We start from the raw sequence: 12,916 nt of genomic DNA, 5'->3' as shown, positions 1-12,916 counted from the left end.
TCCATCGACAGTTCGTCGACGGGCGCTGCGAGGGTCGGCAGGCGCGGACCGGAGGGGTCCGCGGCCACCGGTTCTTCGGGAGGAAGTCCATGAAACGCATGATTCGGGGTCTCGCACCGGTTTTCGCCCTCGCGGCGACGGGGGCGGCGGTGCTGGCGGGCGCGCCGGCGGCGAGCGCCGCGCCGGCGCGCGACGCGGCGGTCCTCGAGGTGAAGAGTGCCACGTGGGGCCAGCTGCACGTCGGCGACTGCCAGCAGGACAACGGCACCATCGTCATCCGCTCGGACGGCACGGGCGACTGGAGCGCGACCACGCTGACCTACCAGACGCACTCCGGCGACGTCTGGCACTCCAGCTTCGACTTCAAGACCACGGCCGGCACGCAGCTGTTCCACGCCGGCACGTTCGACAGCCCGCGGATGGACGACGGCAACCCGCCGCCGCGCTACCCGTGGAGCAAGCACTTCACTTACGACGCGTCGCTCTTCGGTGCTGTCAACATCTTCAAGACCATCCAGCACTCGAGCTGCTGACGGCGGGGTGAGAACCGCCCTGGGCCACGGCGCGCCGGGGCCCAGGGCGGCGCCCTCGACCGGTCCCCGGCGCGCCGCGGGATCAGCTGATCGGCACCGTCGCGGTGCAGGACACCGTGCCGTTGTCGAACTTCGCCGACGCCGTGCCCGCGTACATGGTCGGCACGGTGGTGGTCGTCGGCGTCGTGAACGTGGTGGTCCCGGTCGTCGCCGACGTCTGGGAGTAGACCGTGTGCGTCGTCGTTCCGGCACGGTAGGAGATCTGCAGGGCGACCGTGCCCGTGGCGTCACCGATGTACGGCCCCGACGTGGTGTAGCCGCCGATGATGCGGTGGTAGCCGCCGACGGTGTCGTACCGGAGGGTGAACGTGCCGCTGTAGTCGGCCGCGCGGCAGATGGCCGTCCGCTGGATGATCGCCGCCGCCTCGGCCGGGGCCGGAACCGTCGCGCCGACCAGCAGTGCCCCCAGTGCCACGAGCCCGGCCTGTACCGCTGTCTTCATCTTTCTTCCTCCCTCTCGCTCCCGGTGATCCTGCCCGGTGCCGCTTCCGTTCCGCTTCCCCTCATGTGGTGGTGCGGACCAGGTGGACGGGGCAGGCGGCGTGGTGCAGCAGGGCCTGCCCGGTGGAGCCGAGCAGCAGGCCGGGGAACCCGCCGCGGCCCCGGTCGCCGAGGACGACCAGCTGGGCGGCGCCGCTGCGTTCGAGCAGTTCCTTCCGCGGGTGGGCGTGGACGACGATCTGCTCGACGGCGACGTCCGCGGTGTCCTGGGCCAGGACCCGCTCACCGAGCAGCCGGCGCCCGGCCTCGGTGACGCACCGCGGGTCCCGGTGCGGCGGCGGGCTGTCCGCCCACGCGTGCAGCACGACGAGCGGCGCGCGACGGGCCCGGGCTTCGGCGACGGCGGTCGCCAGGACGCGGGCCCCGGCTTCGCTGCCGTCGATGCCGGTGACGACCGGCCGGTCGGCCGCGCCGGGTTCGTCCCAGCTGTCCCCGCGGACCACGACGGTGTCACAGCGCGCATGGGTCCCGACGGCCGCGGCGACCGATCCGGCGAGGAGGCTGGTCAGCCTGCCGTGCCCGGTGGACCCGACGACCAGCAGCGCGGCGGACCGCGACGCCCCGACCAGCGCCTGGGCCGCGCGGTCGGGATCGAGCCGGGTGGCGGCCTCGGGAACCCCCTGTGCGGCGGCGAGCTCCTGCGCGGTCCGCAGCGCCCGGCGGCCCCGGGCCCGCAGGGCATCGACCATCTCTTCGGGCGGCGGCACGACCCCGCCGGCGAGCAGGGCGGGGACGTCGAGGGCGTGCACGATCTCCAGCGGCGCCGCCCGCAGCCGGGCGGTCCGCGCGGCCCAGCGGACGGCGTCGAGCGACTCGGCCGACCCGTCCACCCCGGCGACGATCGGCAACCCGGTGGCGGTCATCTCCAAGACTGTAGGCCCGCACGCCCGCCCCCGTGACGCAATTTCCCCAACCTCGCGCGCCCGGCACGGGTGCCCATCGGGGTGCGCGGGTCGTCCGGTCGCGGCCGGGAGCCGCGTCCGGCAAGATCTGCGGTGGTCGCCCCCCCCGAGTCCGAAGGAGCACGATGGCGGTGCTGGTCGTGGCGGCGGCGGTGCTCGGCCTGCTCGTCGGGTCGTTCCTCAACGTCGTGATCCACCGGGTGCCGCGCGGCGAGTCGGTGGTCCGCCCGCCGTCGCGCTGCCCGGGCTGCGGGCAGACCATCAAAGCCCGGCACAACGTTCCGGTCTTCGGCTGGCTCGTCCTGCGCGGCCGGTGCGCGGGCTGCGGCACCCGGATCAGCGTCCGGTACCCCCTGGTCGAACTCGGCACCGCTGTCCTGTTCACGCTGCTGGCCCTGCGGCTGGACCCCCCGGACCTGCCCGCGTTCCTGTACTTCGGCGCGATCGGCATCGCCCTGGCCCTGATCGACCTCGACTGCCGCCGCCTGCCGAACGCGATCGTGCTGCCGTCGTACCCCGTCCTGGCCGTCCTGCTGACCGCATCGGCCTGGTACCGCGACGACTGGTGGTCGCTCGCCCGCGCCGGGATCGGCGGCGTCGCGCTGTTCGCCTTCTACCTCCTCCTCGCGCTGGCGTACCCGGCGGGCATGGGCTTCGGCGACGTCCGGCTCGCCGGCATCCTCGGCGGGCTCCTCGCCTACCTGTCCTGGCCCGCCCTGCTGCTCGGGGCGTTCGGCGGCTTCCTGCTCGGCGCGCTCGCCGGCGTCGCCGTGCTGGCCACCGGCAAGGGCGGCCGCAAGACCGCGCTGCCGTTCGGGCCGTTCATGATCGCCGCGGCCCTGGTGGCGGTCTTCGCGGCCGGCCCGCTCGGCCGGGCCTACCTGCGGCTGACCGGCCTGGCCTGAGCGGTCACCGGTTCCCCGACCAGCTCAGCACCGACACCTGGCGCGCCCCCGCCACCGGGTTGGCCGGATCACCGTCCACATAGGCCACCCGTGCCCGGGCGACGGGGGTGCCGCCCGGGGCACAGGTGGACGAACCCGGGCAGACGTAGGCGGACAGGTAGACCCCGAAGACGAACCCGGGCGAGTCGTCCGGGACCTCGATGACCGCCCCGGTGAACGTCACGCTCCCGGTTTCCTTCACCCACAACGACCGCGCGACGACGCCGAAGCGGAAGATCGGTTCGGTCGCGTTGTTCAGCGTGACGTCCAGGACGGCCTTCGGGGCGTAGGTCGTCCCTTGCACGTAGAACCGGTTGCCGGAGTTGTTGACCGCCGTCACCAGAGCACACGCCGCGCTGCTGGGGTACATCAGCTGCGTGCACCCGCTCTCGGCCCGCAGCGCGGGCGGGGTGTAGTCGAGCACCAGCTGGAGCGCATCCACCAGCTCGGTGCCTTCGTGCTTGACGTTCACGCCGTAGCTCAGCTGGCCGCCGGTGAAGGTGCCGTCATACACCGCCTGGGCCAGCTGGTTCGTCACGTCGGTGACATCGGTGGCGGCCGAGCCGTCGTTGGGCGTGGTCAGGTTGAGCGAGATCGGCGTGCTCCCCGTCGGCGTGAACTGGGCGGTGCGTGCGTCCTTGCTCGCGCCCTTGTCGTTGCTGTGGACCACCCGGATCTTCGCCGAAGTCAGGATCGTCCCGGCGGGCGGTGCCGTGGTCGGGGCGAAGCCCGCGGCGGTGAGGGTGGCGCTGCCGCCGCTCTTGCCGGGGGCGATCCAGGCCGCGCCGCTCCCGTCCACTGTGGACAGGCCGGCCGCCGTGCCGGTGAAGTCACCCGTCACGGAACCGGGACCGAGCGTCGCCGTCACCGGTGCCTCCGCGCCCGAGGTCAGCCCGTACACGGCCACCGGCGGCCGTTCCGCGCGGTAGGTCCCGCAGATCTCCGCCTGGCCCGCCTTCACCGCCAGCCGGCTGTCGCCGCCGAAGACGAACTGGACGCCCTGCGCCTTCGCGTCGTCGATCGGGTTGTCGCAGGCCCCGGGGATCTTCGCCGGAACCGGCGGCTTGGCGATGATCCGCCCGGTTTCGTCCACCGGCGTGCCCGCGACGAGGTAGCCGTTGTCGACCGTCCACTCGTCGGTGCCGGAGGGCAGCGACGGCGGCCGGACCGCGGCGCTGTTGTGGAAGTCGAAGTAGTACGTGCCGGGCGTGAACCACCACGTGCTGTCCTTGCACTTGCTGCTGCTGGACATCATCGCCGACAGCCCGGCCGCGTCGTCGTAGTACCCGGGCTGGAAGGTGACCAGCGAGCCGGCCTTGGTGCACGGCGGCAGCGCCTGACGCGGCGGCACGGACGTCAACGCGGGCGCGTAACCCGGGTCCGCGCCGAGACTTGACCCGCCGTAGCCGCACGACGGCGTGGGCGTGCTCTGGATCGTGCCCGAGCAGGCGCCGCGCGCGTACACCGCGGTGTTCGTGTGAAGCGAGCCGTTGACCACGCGGATGTTCGAGTTGGAGTACACGATGCCGTGCACCTTGAACGACGAACCGGTCGGCTGCTGGATGTTGAGGCCGTCCTCGCCGCCGGTGCCGAGGGTGAGGATCGCGTTGCCCGGCCGGTTGCACACGCTCAGGGACGGGCACTGGATCTGGACCTTCGCCGGATCGGCGGTGCAGGAAACGGCGGCCGAGCCGGAACCGCCGAAGTTCGGCAGGGTCAGCGTGTCCGACGCGCCGAAGCAGTGCTCGCCGGCCGCGGCGGTGAACGTGCTGTTGCGGATCGCGTTGATTCCCGCCTGCAGCGCGCCGTCGGCCGTGTAGGCGGACGCCGCCTGGTCGCGCAGGTGCACCGTGGTGCGGACGCTGGTGTCGGCGAACGACAGCAGCGCGCCGAGCACCACCGCGATCACCGTGACCAGGATCAGCACCAGCGGCAGCGCGGCCCCGGCGTCGTCGCCCTTCCACCGGCGGTTCATGTCTGCCTCCGTTGCCCGAACAGGGTGATGGGGTAGGGGTCGGCGTTGTGCGCGACGGCGGTGAAGGTGAACTTCACCCACAGCGGCACGGCCTTGTCGGTGCACGCGCTGGAGCACGTCACCGCGGGCGTGCCCGGGTCGACGTTGTGCGCGACGACCGAGTCGGACACCGCGGCGGAATCGAGGCAGCGCAGGCGGTGCAGCTCGGTGCCGGCGAGGTAGTAGGCGACGATCGCGGTGCGCCGGGTCGCGGCCGGCGTGCTGGTGTCCCAGTCGTCGGACAGCAGCCGCACCAGCGAAACCGGCGTCGCGGCCGTGCCGCAGACCTGGCCGCCGCTGTCGTGGGCGGCGCCGAGCTGGATCGACGGCGAGTACGGGACCTGGCCGTTCGCGACCTGGCCCGAGTAGTCCCGCAGGCCGACCGCGGCGACGTCCTGGGCGAAGAACGCGGAGCTCTGCTGGGCGTCGTGGGACACGGCCAGCCGCGCCGAGGTGGCATCGGTGTTCTTGATCGAGACGATCACCGCGGTGGCGATCGGGGCGGCGACCACCCCGAGGATGACGACGACGATCAGCAGCTCGATGAGCGTGAACCCGGCGTCGGACCGGCGGCTCAGCACGGCGCCTCCCCGAGCCCGCACCGCTTGCGCACCACGACTTCCAGGCGCTCGCTGGCCCGGCCGTCGCCGCTGGCGACCTGGAGGGTCACCTGCTGCAGCCCGCTGTCGGTGCCGCAGGTCGCCGACCACGCCGAGCCGGTCCAGTACTTCACCGACGTCACCGAGCTGGTGAACCCGGACGGCACGGCGAACCCGGCCGGAGCGGCGTACTTCGCGGGCGCGGCGCACGCGAAGTAGCCGCCCGCCAGCACCTGGTTCTCGACCGCCTCGCCGAAGTCGCGCACCCCGGCGCCGGCCGTCGCCTGCTTGCGGTGGACGTCGGACATGAACACGCTCACGCCGATCCCGCCGACGATCGCGACCACCGCGACGCCCAGGATCGCGACCGCGACCAGCAGCTCAAGGAGGCTCTCGCCCCGGTCGTCGCCCATCAGACGTGCACCTGGCCGAAGATCCCGTACATCGCCGAGACGAGCGCGACCGCGACGAACCCGACGACCAGCCCCATCACGACGATGACGGCCGGCTCGAACAGCGCGGTGAGCTTCTTCAGCCGGTAGTCCAGCTCGCTCTCGTAGTACTGGGCGGTCACCTCGAGCTGGGTGTCGAGGGTGCCGGTGTCCTCGCCGACGCGGATCATCTGCGCGGCGGTCACCGGGAACAGCCCCGAGCCGGTGAGCGGGCGGGCCAGGCCCTCGCCGTTGAGCACCGCTTGCGCGACCCGGCCGAGCGCGCGCATGAACACGCGGTTGCGCAGCGAGTCCGTCGCGACGCGCAGGGCCTCCGGCAGCGGCACCCCGGCGCTCACCATCGACGACAGGATCCGGCAGAACCGCTCGACCAGCGCGTGCCGCACGGTCGGGCCGATCGCCGGGACGGCGAGCAGCGCTCGGTCGCGGGCGTACCGGCCGCCGGGCGTGCGCACGGCGAAGGCGTACAACGCGATGGAGGCGAGCAGCCCGGCCAGCAGCGCCCACCACCACTGGCCCAGGAAGTCGGTGACGGCCAGCAGCATCCGCGTCGGCAGCGGCAGCTTCGCGTTCAGGCTGGCGAAGAAGGACTTGAACCGCGGCAGCACGAAGGTGGCGAGCACGACGACGGTGACGACCGACATCAGCGCGATCATCGCCGGGTAGATCAGCGCGGCCTTGATCTTGCGCCGCGCTTCGAGGTCGCGCTCGAGGTAGTCGGCCAGCTGGTCGAGGACGACGTCGAGCTGCCCGGTGAGCTCCGCCGAACGCAGGATCTCGCGGTAGAACTCCGGGAAGATCTTCGGGTGCCGGTCGATGCGGTCCGACAGCCGGTCGCCGCCGCGCAAGCCCCGCTCGACGTCCCGCAGCATCCGGGCGACCGACGAGTTCGCGGCCTCCTCGCCGAGGATGTGCACCGCGTCGATCAGCGGGAGCCCGGCCCGGACGAACGCGCCGAGCTGGCGCGAGAGGTGCATGACGACCTCGCGCTTGACCCGGGGCGCGGTCAGCTCCAGGCTCAGCACGCTCTTCTTCTCGGTGACCTCGATATCGCGCAGTTCGCGCTCGTACAGGGCGAGGACGGCGGAATCGGCGTCGGCGGCCTTCTGCACCCCGCGGGTGCGCAGCCCGTCCGGGCCGGTGGCGACGTAGGCGTACCGGTTCATCGCGCCCCTCCGGTGAGGTAGATCGACCGCAGCACCTCGGCCGGGGTGGTGACGCCCTCGGCGACCAGCCGCAGGGCCTCGTCCTGCAGCGTCCGCATGCCTTCCTTGCGGGCCAGCTCGTGCACCTCGCGGTGCGGCGCGCTCTCCAGCACCAGCGTGCGGATCCCTTCGCTGACCGGCATCAGCTCGTAGACGCCGGTGCGGTCGAGGAAGCCGGTCTGCGCGCAGAAGTTGCAGCCGGCCCCGCGGACGTACCCGCCCGCCGGCTCGTCCGCGCCGAGGGAGTCCATGAAGGACAGTTCTTCGGCGGCGGGCGCGTAGTACTCGCGGCACCGCAGGCAGATCCGCCGGACCAGCCGCTGGGCGAGCACCGCGGTGACCGACGACGCCACGAGGAAGTTCTCGATCCCCATGTCCAGCAGCCGGTGCAGCGCCGACGCGGCGTCGGTGGCGTGCAGCGACGAGAGCACGAAGTGACCGGTGAGCGCGGACTGCACGGCGATGCGCGCGGTGTCGACGTCCCGGACTTCGCCGACGAGGATGACGTCCGGGTCCTGGCGCAGGATCGACTTCAGGCCGTCGGCGAAGGTGACGCCGGTCTGCTCGTTGATCTGGATCTGGTTGATCGAGGACATGGTGTACTCGACCGGGTCCTCGATGGTCATGATGTTGCGCTCGCTGCTGTCGAGCTCGCCCAGCGAGCCGTAGAGCGTGGTGGTCTTGCCGCTGCCGGTCGGCCCGGCGCAGATCACCATGCCGTAGGGCGACTGCAGCACCGCGGTGTAGCGGGCGGCCATCTCGGCGGGCATGCCCAGCTGCGGCAGCCGGAACAGCGGGCGGCTCTTGTCGAGCAGCCGCAACACGACCTTCTCGCCGCCGACGACCGGCGTGCTCGCCACCCGGATGTCCACCGCCCGGTCCTCGACGTCCATGCTGATCTGGCCGTCCTGCGGGCGGCGCCGCTCGACGATGTTCATCCCGGCGAGGATCTTGATCCGGCTGGTCACCGCGGGCCCCATCGAGCCGGGCAGGTCGAGGACGTCGTGGAGCACGCCGTCGATGCGGTACCGGACGCGGATCCGCTCGGCCTGCGGCTCGACGTGGATGTCGGAGGCCCGGTCCCGCAGCGCCTGCTTGATCATCAGGGCGACGACGTGCACGACGGGCGCGTCGTCGTTCGCGGTCGCGGGCGCTTCGGCGCGGGCCGCGTCACGGCGGACGGCGTCCCGGGCTTCGAAGGCCTTGACCTGCTGGTCGACACCGGTGAGCGCGCGGTAGGTGCGGCCGATGGTGGCCAGGATGTCCGCGCGGTCGGCGACGGCGACGGTCACCGGCCGGCCGAGTGCCGCCTGCAGCGCCGGGGCGGTGGCCGCGTCGGCGACCGCGACCAGCACGGTGTCCTCGCGGACGGTCAGCGGGATCGCGCAGAGCTCGCGGGCCTGCGCCTCGCCGAGCAGGTCGGCGGCGGCGCGGTCCGGGGTCACCGTGCGGAGGTCGACGCTGCGGGGCTGGGTGCGGAGTCTCATGCCGGCACGCTCCGGGGGACCGGCCGCGGGTCGATGTCCTGCGGGTACAGGCTGCGGGCGGCGGCGTCGGCGGGGGAGACCAGCCCGGCGGCGACGAGCGCGGACAGCGACTGCTCGAGCGTCACCATGCCCTCGCGGCGTCCGGTGACGAGGGCGTTGCGCAGCTGGTGCGGCTTGCCTTCCTTGATGAGGTTGCGGACGGCGGTGTTGGCCACCAGGACCTCGAACGCGGCGACGAGCCCGCCGCCGATGCGGGGGAGCAGCCGCTGGTGGACGATCCCGGTGAGGGCGGCGGCGAGCTGCACCCGCACCTGCTCCTGCTGCCCGGCCGGGAAGACGTCGACCATCCGCGCGAGGGACTGCGCGGTGTCGTTGGTGTGCAGGGTGGCGAAGACGAGGTGCCCGGTCTCGGCGATGGTGAGGGCGAAGCGGATCGACTCGAGGTCGCGCATTTCGCCGACCAGCAGGACGTCGGGGTCCTCCCGCAGGGCGCTGCGCAGCGCCGCGGGGAAGGATTCGGTGTCGGTGCCGACCTCGCGCTGGTTGACCGCGGAACGCCGGTGTTCGTGGACGTACTCGATCGGGTCTTCGACGGTGAGGATGTGGCAGGCCCGCTCGCTGTTGATCCGGTCGATGACGGCGGCGAGCGTGGTCGACTTCCCGGAGCCGGTCGGCCCGGTGACGAGCACGAGACCCTGGTGCCGGCGGGCGAAGTCGGCGAGGACGGGCGGCAGGCCGAGGTCGGCCATGCCGGGGATCCGGCGCGGGATCATCCGCAGCGCGACGACGGTCTCGCCGCGCTGGGTGAAGGCGTTCCCGCGGACGCGGGCTTCGTCGCGCCAGCCGAAGGAGAAGTCGAATTCGCGGGCGGCGCGCCAGGCGAGGGCCTGGTCGTCGGTGAGGAGCTCGCCGAGCAGGGCGCGGGTGTCCTCACCGGTGAGGACGGGGTGACCGGGGACCGCGGAGAGGTCACCGTGCACCCGCAGCTGGGGCGGCAGTCCGGTGGTGAGCAGCAGGTCGGTGCCACGCGCCTGCCACAACGCCTCGAGCAGGCCGTCGACGCGGCTGCCGATCTGGGTGGGCATGGTTTCCCTCCGGGGCGAGGTGGGTGTCCGCGGGGTGGGTCGCCCCACCCCGCGGAGCGGATCAGTGGGTGCAGGCGCCGGAGGCCGTGACGACCCCGGCGGTGATGGCGATGGTGTAGCCGTTGGCGGTCGACGGCTCGTCCTTCAGGTAGCCGGCGGTCTTAAGCGCGGCCGGGCTCGCGGCGTAGGTGCCGGTCTTCGCGTAGAAGGCCTCGTTGGCGGTCTCGACGCTCTTCCAGTCCGCGTTGCACGCGGCGGCTTTGCCGTCACCGTTGAACGCCTGAACGGCGAACACGACGACCCCGGCGAGCACGCCCAGGATCACGACGACGATGAGCAGTTCGATGAGGGTGAAGCCGTCCTCGTTCGCACGGGCGGCATGCAGTCTCTCCAGCATGGTCTTTTCCTTTGTTGGTCTGGTTTCAGGTCGGGTCGAGGCGGAGCGCGCTGCCCGGCGGGCCGCGGTCGGAGTCGTCGGGCACGGGATCCCCTCAGGGGCACGCGAGCTGGGCGGGGGACCGGCCCCGCCAGTTGCTCCGGATGGTCCGCACGCTGATGTATGCGGGGGTGTAGGGCAGCTGCGCGTTGCTGATCGAGCTGCCGGTCGAAGTGCCGATGACCGTGAAGGTGGTGCTGGTCGCACTGGGTGCCGCGACCACGTCCAGGCCCGTCCAGATTCCGGTCGCCGGGTTGGTCCAGGTGAGCGAGACCTTCGGATTGCCGGTGCAGTTGGAACCGGTGATGTTCAGGCCGGATGGTGCCGGCAGTGTGGTGCCCTTGGCGGTTCCGCTGCCGGGGCTCGTCGTCTGCCAGGCCGCTTCGGCCTTCGCCGCGCCCACCGCGACCAGGCCGCTGATCACCGTGGCCCACGCCGCCGCCACCAGGGTGGCCGCGAAGATCACCCGGGGCGTGCTCATCCGCTCACCACCGTGACCGTCACCGGGATCGCGAACAGCGCGCCCTGGCAGCCGTCCTCGGAGGCGGCGGTCATGGTGACCGCGCCCGTCAGCGTCAAGGTCGTGCTTCCGCCGGCCGGCACCGAAGCGTTGGGCGACTGCGCGAGCCAGCCCACGCCGGTCGTCGTGCAGGTGCCCGTCCCGCCGGAGCCGGTCGGCGTGCCGTTCGCCACGATGGTGCTGACCTTGACCGGGTAGGGGTTCGGGTTGGTGACCTGGATCTTGGCGTCACCCGCCGGGCCGCCGGGGTAGAGCAGGCCGGTGGTGAAGGCCGAGCCGGCCACCGCCCCGGTCGTCGGGGCGGAGGCGGTGCCGGCCTTCGCGTTCGCGGCGCCGGAGCCGGAGCTGGTCCACGCCGCGACGGCGATCCCGCCGCCCAGCGTCGCGCCGACCACCGTGGTGACCACGAGCACGCGGCGCAGGGTCGGGTTCTTCATGGCTTGACCGCCGTTCCTGTGTAGGTCAGGGGAAAGGTGACCGACCGGCACGCATCGGGGGTGCCGGGCAGCATGTGGGTGGTGAGGGCGACGTCGGCGGTGCCGTTGCCGGGCACCGTCACCGGCCGGCCGAGTGCGTCGACCCGCACGGAGGACGCCGGACAGCCCGGGACGGCGCGCCCCCGGCTGTCGACGGGTTTGCCGACCGCGGCCGTCACGGTCTGGACGAGGATGGGGAAGTTGTCGGCGTTGGCCAGCCGGATCCACCGGGTCCCGGTCGCGCCGGGCACCAGCGCGGTGGCCCGGCCGGGCACGTCGGCGATGCCGAGCTGCTTGATGCCGCTGCCGTTCGCGGTGTTCGCCACCGGCGCGGGGCCGATCGCGAACCACGTGACCACGACGGCCGCGAGCGCGCCCGCCGGAACACCGAACCGCCACCTGGACATCGGGGTCCTTCCGGGGAAGGGCGGGGCGGTGGTTGGCGCACCGCCCCGCCGCGGATCAGGAGGCGTTCGAGGCGAGGGTGGCGGTGAGCGGCAGCACGAAGGTCTGGCTCTTGCAAGCGTCGGTGGCGTCGGCGTTCATCGTCGCGTGCAGGGTGTAGGTGCGGGAGCCCTTGGCGGCGATGGTGCCGGGGGTGGTCGTGGGGACCGCACTGGTGACGGAACCGGCGGCGCAGCCGTTCACCGCGTTCGAGGAGCCGGCGCTGATCCCGGTGACCAAGACGGGGTAGTCGTTCGGGTTGTCGATCGTGACGGTGAAGTCGGTGCCGCCGCCGGGGTAGAGCACGCTGCCCGAGCTCGCCGGCGTGATCGCCGAGTTGACCGACGTGGTCGAAGAGACCGAGCCGGTGCCGCTGCCGCTGCTGGACCAGGCCGCGTAGGCGACACCGGCGACGACCACCACGCCGGCGGCGCCGAGAACGATCGCGGACCGCTTGCTGATCTTGCGCATGAGGTTCTCCTGGAAGCTGTTTCATCGGAAGGCCGGGACTCGGTCGCGGTCCGGCTGGTCCGGTCGGACCGTCACGAAGAGTGTGCGAATTCCGCGGCGATCTTCTCCCCGGGCGACCGGCCTGACTGCGAAGGTCCGAGGTCCCTTGTCATCGGCGGCCGGGCGTGTTACGCGCGCGGGATCGAGTCGCGCCGCCGCCGTTTCACCGGGAAAAAGTTCCGATGCGTGACCGTGACCTGCGGCTTTTCTGACCCGTTCGGCCGAATGGCGGAGACCGTCCCGTGATCTTCCCGCGGCCCTCGGTCGATCTTGGGCGGCGGCCGGGACGGCTCGGCCCGGGCCTTTTTCCGGCGACTACTTTCCGTGGCAATTCACCGCGTGATGAGTGATATTTGAACGCGTTCAACTCTTGCGGTACCGTGGGAACGGGAGAAGGGGGTTTGCATGAAGATCGTGATTCCGGGCGGTACCGGGCACCTGGGACGGGTGCTGAGCCGCGCGCTGGTGGCGCAAGGACACGAAGTCGTGGTGCTGACCCGGCGGGACGCACCGCCGGAGCCGGGGGTGCGGCACGTCCTCTGGGACGGCCGCGGCCCGGGCCCGTGGACGGCGGACGTCGACGGCAGCGACGTCGTGCTCAACCTGGCCGGCCGGTCGGTGAACTGCCGGTACACCCAGGCGAACCTGCGCGAGATGCTGAACTCCCGCGTCGACTCGGCGAGGGTGGTCGGCGGCGCGATCGCCGGCGCGGCCCGGCCGCCGCGGGTGTGGCTGCAGATGAGCACGG

The 12,916-nt window shown here is 72.4% G+C and carries 16 protein-coding genes; 3 read left to right on the top strand and 13 right to left on the bottom strand.

Features of this window, described 5'->3' with window-relative positions:
• The first annotated feature begins 89 nt into the window (after positions 1-89).
• Positions 90-533 carry a DUF6294 family protein gene (locus CCN39_RS47250; protein WP_086853652.1) on the top strand — a complete coding sequence of 148 codons (444 nt, stop codon included), beginning with the start codon at positions 90-92 and terminating at the stop codon, positions 531-533.
• Between the two features lie 82 nt (positions 534-615).
• Here CCN39_RS47250 and CCN39_RS47245 read toward each other — a convergent pair whose 3' ends face one another.
• Positions 616-1,035 (bottom strand): hypothetical protein, encoded by a 420-nt coding sequence (locus CCN39_RS47245; RefSeq protein ID WP_086853650.1) that lies wholly within the window; start codon positions 1,033-1,035, stop codon positions 616-618.
• A gap of 61 nt (positions 1,036-1,096) precedes the next feature.
• Positions 1,097-1,957: a universal stress protein gene (locus CCN39_RS47240; protein ID WP_086853648.1), complete on the bottom strand. Its 861-nt coding sequence runs from the start codon at positions 1,955-1,957 to the stop codon at positions 1,097-1,099.
• Between the two features lie 164 nt (positions 1,958-2,121).
• Here CCN39_RS47240 and CCN39_RS47235 point away from each other — a divergent pair, with 164 nt between their 5' ends.
• Positions 2,122-2,901 carry a prepilin peptidase gene (locus CCN39_RS47235; protein ID WP_086853646.1) on the top strand — a complete coding sequence of 260 codons (780 nt, stop codon included), beginning with the start codon at positions 2,122-2,124 and terminating at the stop codon, positions 2,899-2,901.
• 4 nt (positions 2,902-2,905) lie between these two features.
• Here the strand turns inward: CCN39_RS47235 and CCN39_RS47230 are convergent, their stop codons facing one another.
• The 11 genes from CCN39_RS47230 to CCN39_RS47180 form a co-directional block, all read right to left on the bottom strand.
• Positions 2,906-4,915 carry a hypothetical protein gene (locus CCN39_RS47230; RefSeq protein ID WP_086853644.1) on the bottom strand — a complete coding sequence of 670 codons (2,010 nt, stop codon included), beginning with the start codon at positions 4,913-4,915 and terminating at the stop codon, positions 2,906-2,908.
• Positions 4,912-5,535, bottom strand: coding sequence for a prepilin-type N-terminal cleavage/methylation domain-containing protein (locus CCN39_RS47225; RefSeq protein ID WP_086853642.1), 624 nt, complete (start codon positions 5,533-5,535; stop codon positions 4,912-4,914). Before CCN39_RS47225 ends, CCN39_RS47230 begins: the two co-directional genes overlap by 4 nt.
• A complete protein-coding gene (locus CCN39_RS47220) occupies positions 5,529-5,966 on the bottom strand; it encodes a type IV pilus modification PilV family protein (protein ID WP_086853640.1) in 438 nt (145 codons plus the stop codon). The genes CCN39_RS47225 and CCN39_RS47220 overlap by 7 nt, the downstream gene beginning before the upstream one ends.
• Entirely contained in the window at positions 5,966-7,171 is a 1,206-nt protein-coding gene (locus tag CCN39_RS47215) for a type II secretion system F family protein (RefSeq protein WP_086853638.1), read from the bottom strand. Before CCN39_RS47215 ends, CCN39_RS47220 begins: the two co-directional genes overlap by 1 nt.
• Complete coding sequence (locus CCN39_RS47210) at positions 7,168-8,697, bottom strand: GspE/PulE family protein (protein WP_086853636.1); 1,530 nt, start codon at positions 8,695-8,697, stop codon at positions 7,168-7,170. The genes CCN39_RS47215 and CCN39_RS47210 overlap by 4 nt, the downstream gene beginning before the upstream one ends.
• Complete coding sequence (locus CCN39_RS47205) at positions 8,694-9,782, bottom strand: type IV pilus twitching motility protein PilT (protein ID WP_086853634.1); 1,089 nt, start codon at positions 9,780-9,782, stop codon at positions 8,694-8,696. The genes CCN39_RS47210 and CCN39_RS47205 overlap by 4 nt, the downstream gene beginning before the upstream one ends.
• A gap of 61 nt (positions 9,783-9,843) precedes the next feature.
• On the bottom strand, positions 9,844-10,179 hold the full coding sequence (locus CCN39_RS47200) for a competence type IV pilus major pilin ComGC (RefSeq protein ID WP_086853632.1): 336 nt from the start codon (positions 10,177-10,179) through the stop codon (positions 9,844-9,846).
• Positions 10,180-10,273: 94 nt separating this feature from the next.
• On the bottom strand, positions 10,274-10,699 hold the full coding sequence (locus CCN39_RS47195; RefSeq protein ID WP_143264456.1) for a hypothetical protein: 426 nt from the start codon (positions 10,697-10,699) through the stop codon (positions 10,274-10,276).
• Positions 10,696-11,175 carry a hypothetical protein gene (locus CCN39_RS47190; protein ID WP_086853628.1) on the bottom strand — a complete coding sequence of 160 codons (480 nt, stop codon included), beginning with the start codon at positions 11,173-11,175 and terminating at the stop codon, positions 10,696-10,698. The genes CCN39_RS47195 and CCN39_RS47190 overlap by 4 nt, the downstream gene beginning before the upstream one ends.
• Positions 11,172-11,621 (bottom strand): hypothetical protein, encoded by a 450-nt coding sequence (locus CCN39_RS47185; protein WP_086853627.1) that lies wholly within the window; start codon positions 11,619-11,621, stop codon positions 11,172-11,174. The genes CCN39_RS47190 and CCN39_RS47185 overlap by 4 nt, the downstream gene beginning before the upstream one ends.
• A 55-nt stretch (positions 11,622-11,676) precedes the next feature.
• Positions 11,677-12,129 carry an LEA/WHy family protein gene (locus tag CCN39_RS47180; protein WP_086853625.1) on the bottom strand — a complete coding sequence of 151 codons (453 nt, stop codon included), beginning with the start codon at positions 12,127-12,129 and terminating at the stop codon, positions 11,677-11,679.
• 444 nt (positions 12,130-12,573) lie between these two features.
• Between CCN39_RS47180 and CCN39_RS47175 the strand changes: the two genes are divergently transcribed.
• A partial coding sequence (locus tag CCN39_RS47175) for an NAD-dependent epimerase/dehydratase family protein (protein ID WP_143264455.1) occupies positions 12,574-12,916 on the top strand: 343 nt, incomplete at its 3' end.

The sequence above is a fragment of the Amycolatopsis kentuckyensis genome (assembly GCF_002155975.1).
In the GTDB taxonomy this organism is placed as follows: Bacteria; Actinomycetota; Actinomycetes; order Mycobacteriales; family Pseudonocardiaceae; genus Amycolatopsis; species Amycolatopsis kentuckyensis.
The sequence above is the reverse complement of the archived record's forward strand: the minus strand, read 5'-3'. Positions and strand labels throughout refer to the sequence as shown.

What these genes read in the sequence shown, in the direction of transcription:
- CCN39_RS47250 (WP_086853652.1), top strand. Translation starts at nt 90, where the DNA reads ATGAAACGCATGATTCGGGGTCTCGCACCGGTTTTCGCCCTCGCGGCG.
- CCN39_RS47230 (WP_086853644.1), bottom strand. Translation starts at nt 4,915, where the DNA reads ATGAACCGCCGGTGGAAGGGCGACGACGCCGGGGCCGCGCTGCCGCTG.
- CCN39_RS47210 (WP_086853636.1), bottom strand. Translation starts at nt 8,697, where the DNA reads ATGAGACTCCGCACCCAGCCCCGCAGCGTCGACCTCCGCACGGTGACC.
- CCN39_RS47200 (WP_086853632.1), bottom strand. Translation starts at nt 10,179, where the DNA reads ATGCTGGAGAGACTGCATGCCGCCCGTGCGAACGAGGACGGCTTCACC.
- CCN39_RS47195 (WP_143264456.1), bottom strand. Translation starts at nt 10,699, where the DNA reads ATGAGCACGCCCCGGGTGATCTTCGCGGCCACCCTGGTGGCGGCGGCG.
- CCN39_RS47235 (WP_086853646.1), top strand. Translation starts at nt 2,122, where the DNA reads ATGGCGGTGCTGGTCGTGGCGGCGGCGGTGCTCGGCCTGCTCGTCGGG.
- CCN39_RS47190 (WP_086853628.1), bottom strand. Translation starts at nt 11,175, where the DNA reads ATGAAGAACCCGACCCTGCGCCGCGTGCTCGTGGTCACCACGGTGGTC.
- CCN39_RS47220 (WP_086853640.1), bottom strand. Translation starts at nt 5,966, where the DNA reads ATGGGCGACGACCGGGGCGAGAGCCTCCTTGAGCTGCTGGTCGCGGTC.
- CCN39_RS47180 (WP_086853625.1), bottom strand. Translation starts at nt 12,129, where the DNA reads ATGCGCAAGATCAGCAAGCGGTCCGCGATCGTTCTCGGCGCCGCCGGC.
- CCN39_RS47240 (WP_086853648.1), bottom strand. Translation starts at nt 1,957, where the DNA reads ATGACCGCCACCGGGTTGCCGATCGTCGCCGGGGTGGACGGGTCGGCC.
- CCN39_RS47185 (WP_086853627.1), bottom strand. Translation starts at nt 11,621, where the DNA reads ATGTCCAGGTGGCGGTTCGGTGTTCCGGCGGGCGCGCTCGCGGCCGTC.
- CCN39_RS47245 (WP_086853650.1), bottom strand. Translation starts at nt 1,035, where the DNA reads ATGAAGACAGCGGTACAGGCCGGGCTCGTGGCACTGGGGGCACTGCTG.
- CCN39_RS47215 (WP_086853638.1), bottom strand. Translation starts at nt 7,171, where the DNA reads ATGAACCGGTACGCCTACGTCGCCACCGGCCCGGACGGGCTGCGCACC.
- CCN39_RS47205 (WP_086853634.1), bottom strand. Translation starts at nt 9,782, where the DNA reads ATGCCCACCCAGATCGGCAGCCGCGTCGACGGCCTGCTCGAGGCGTTG.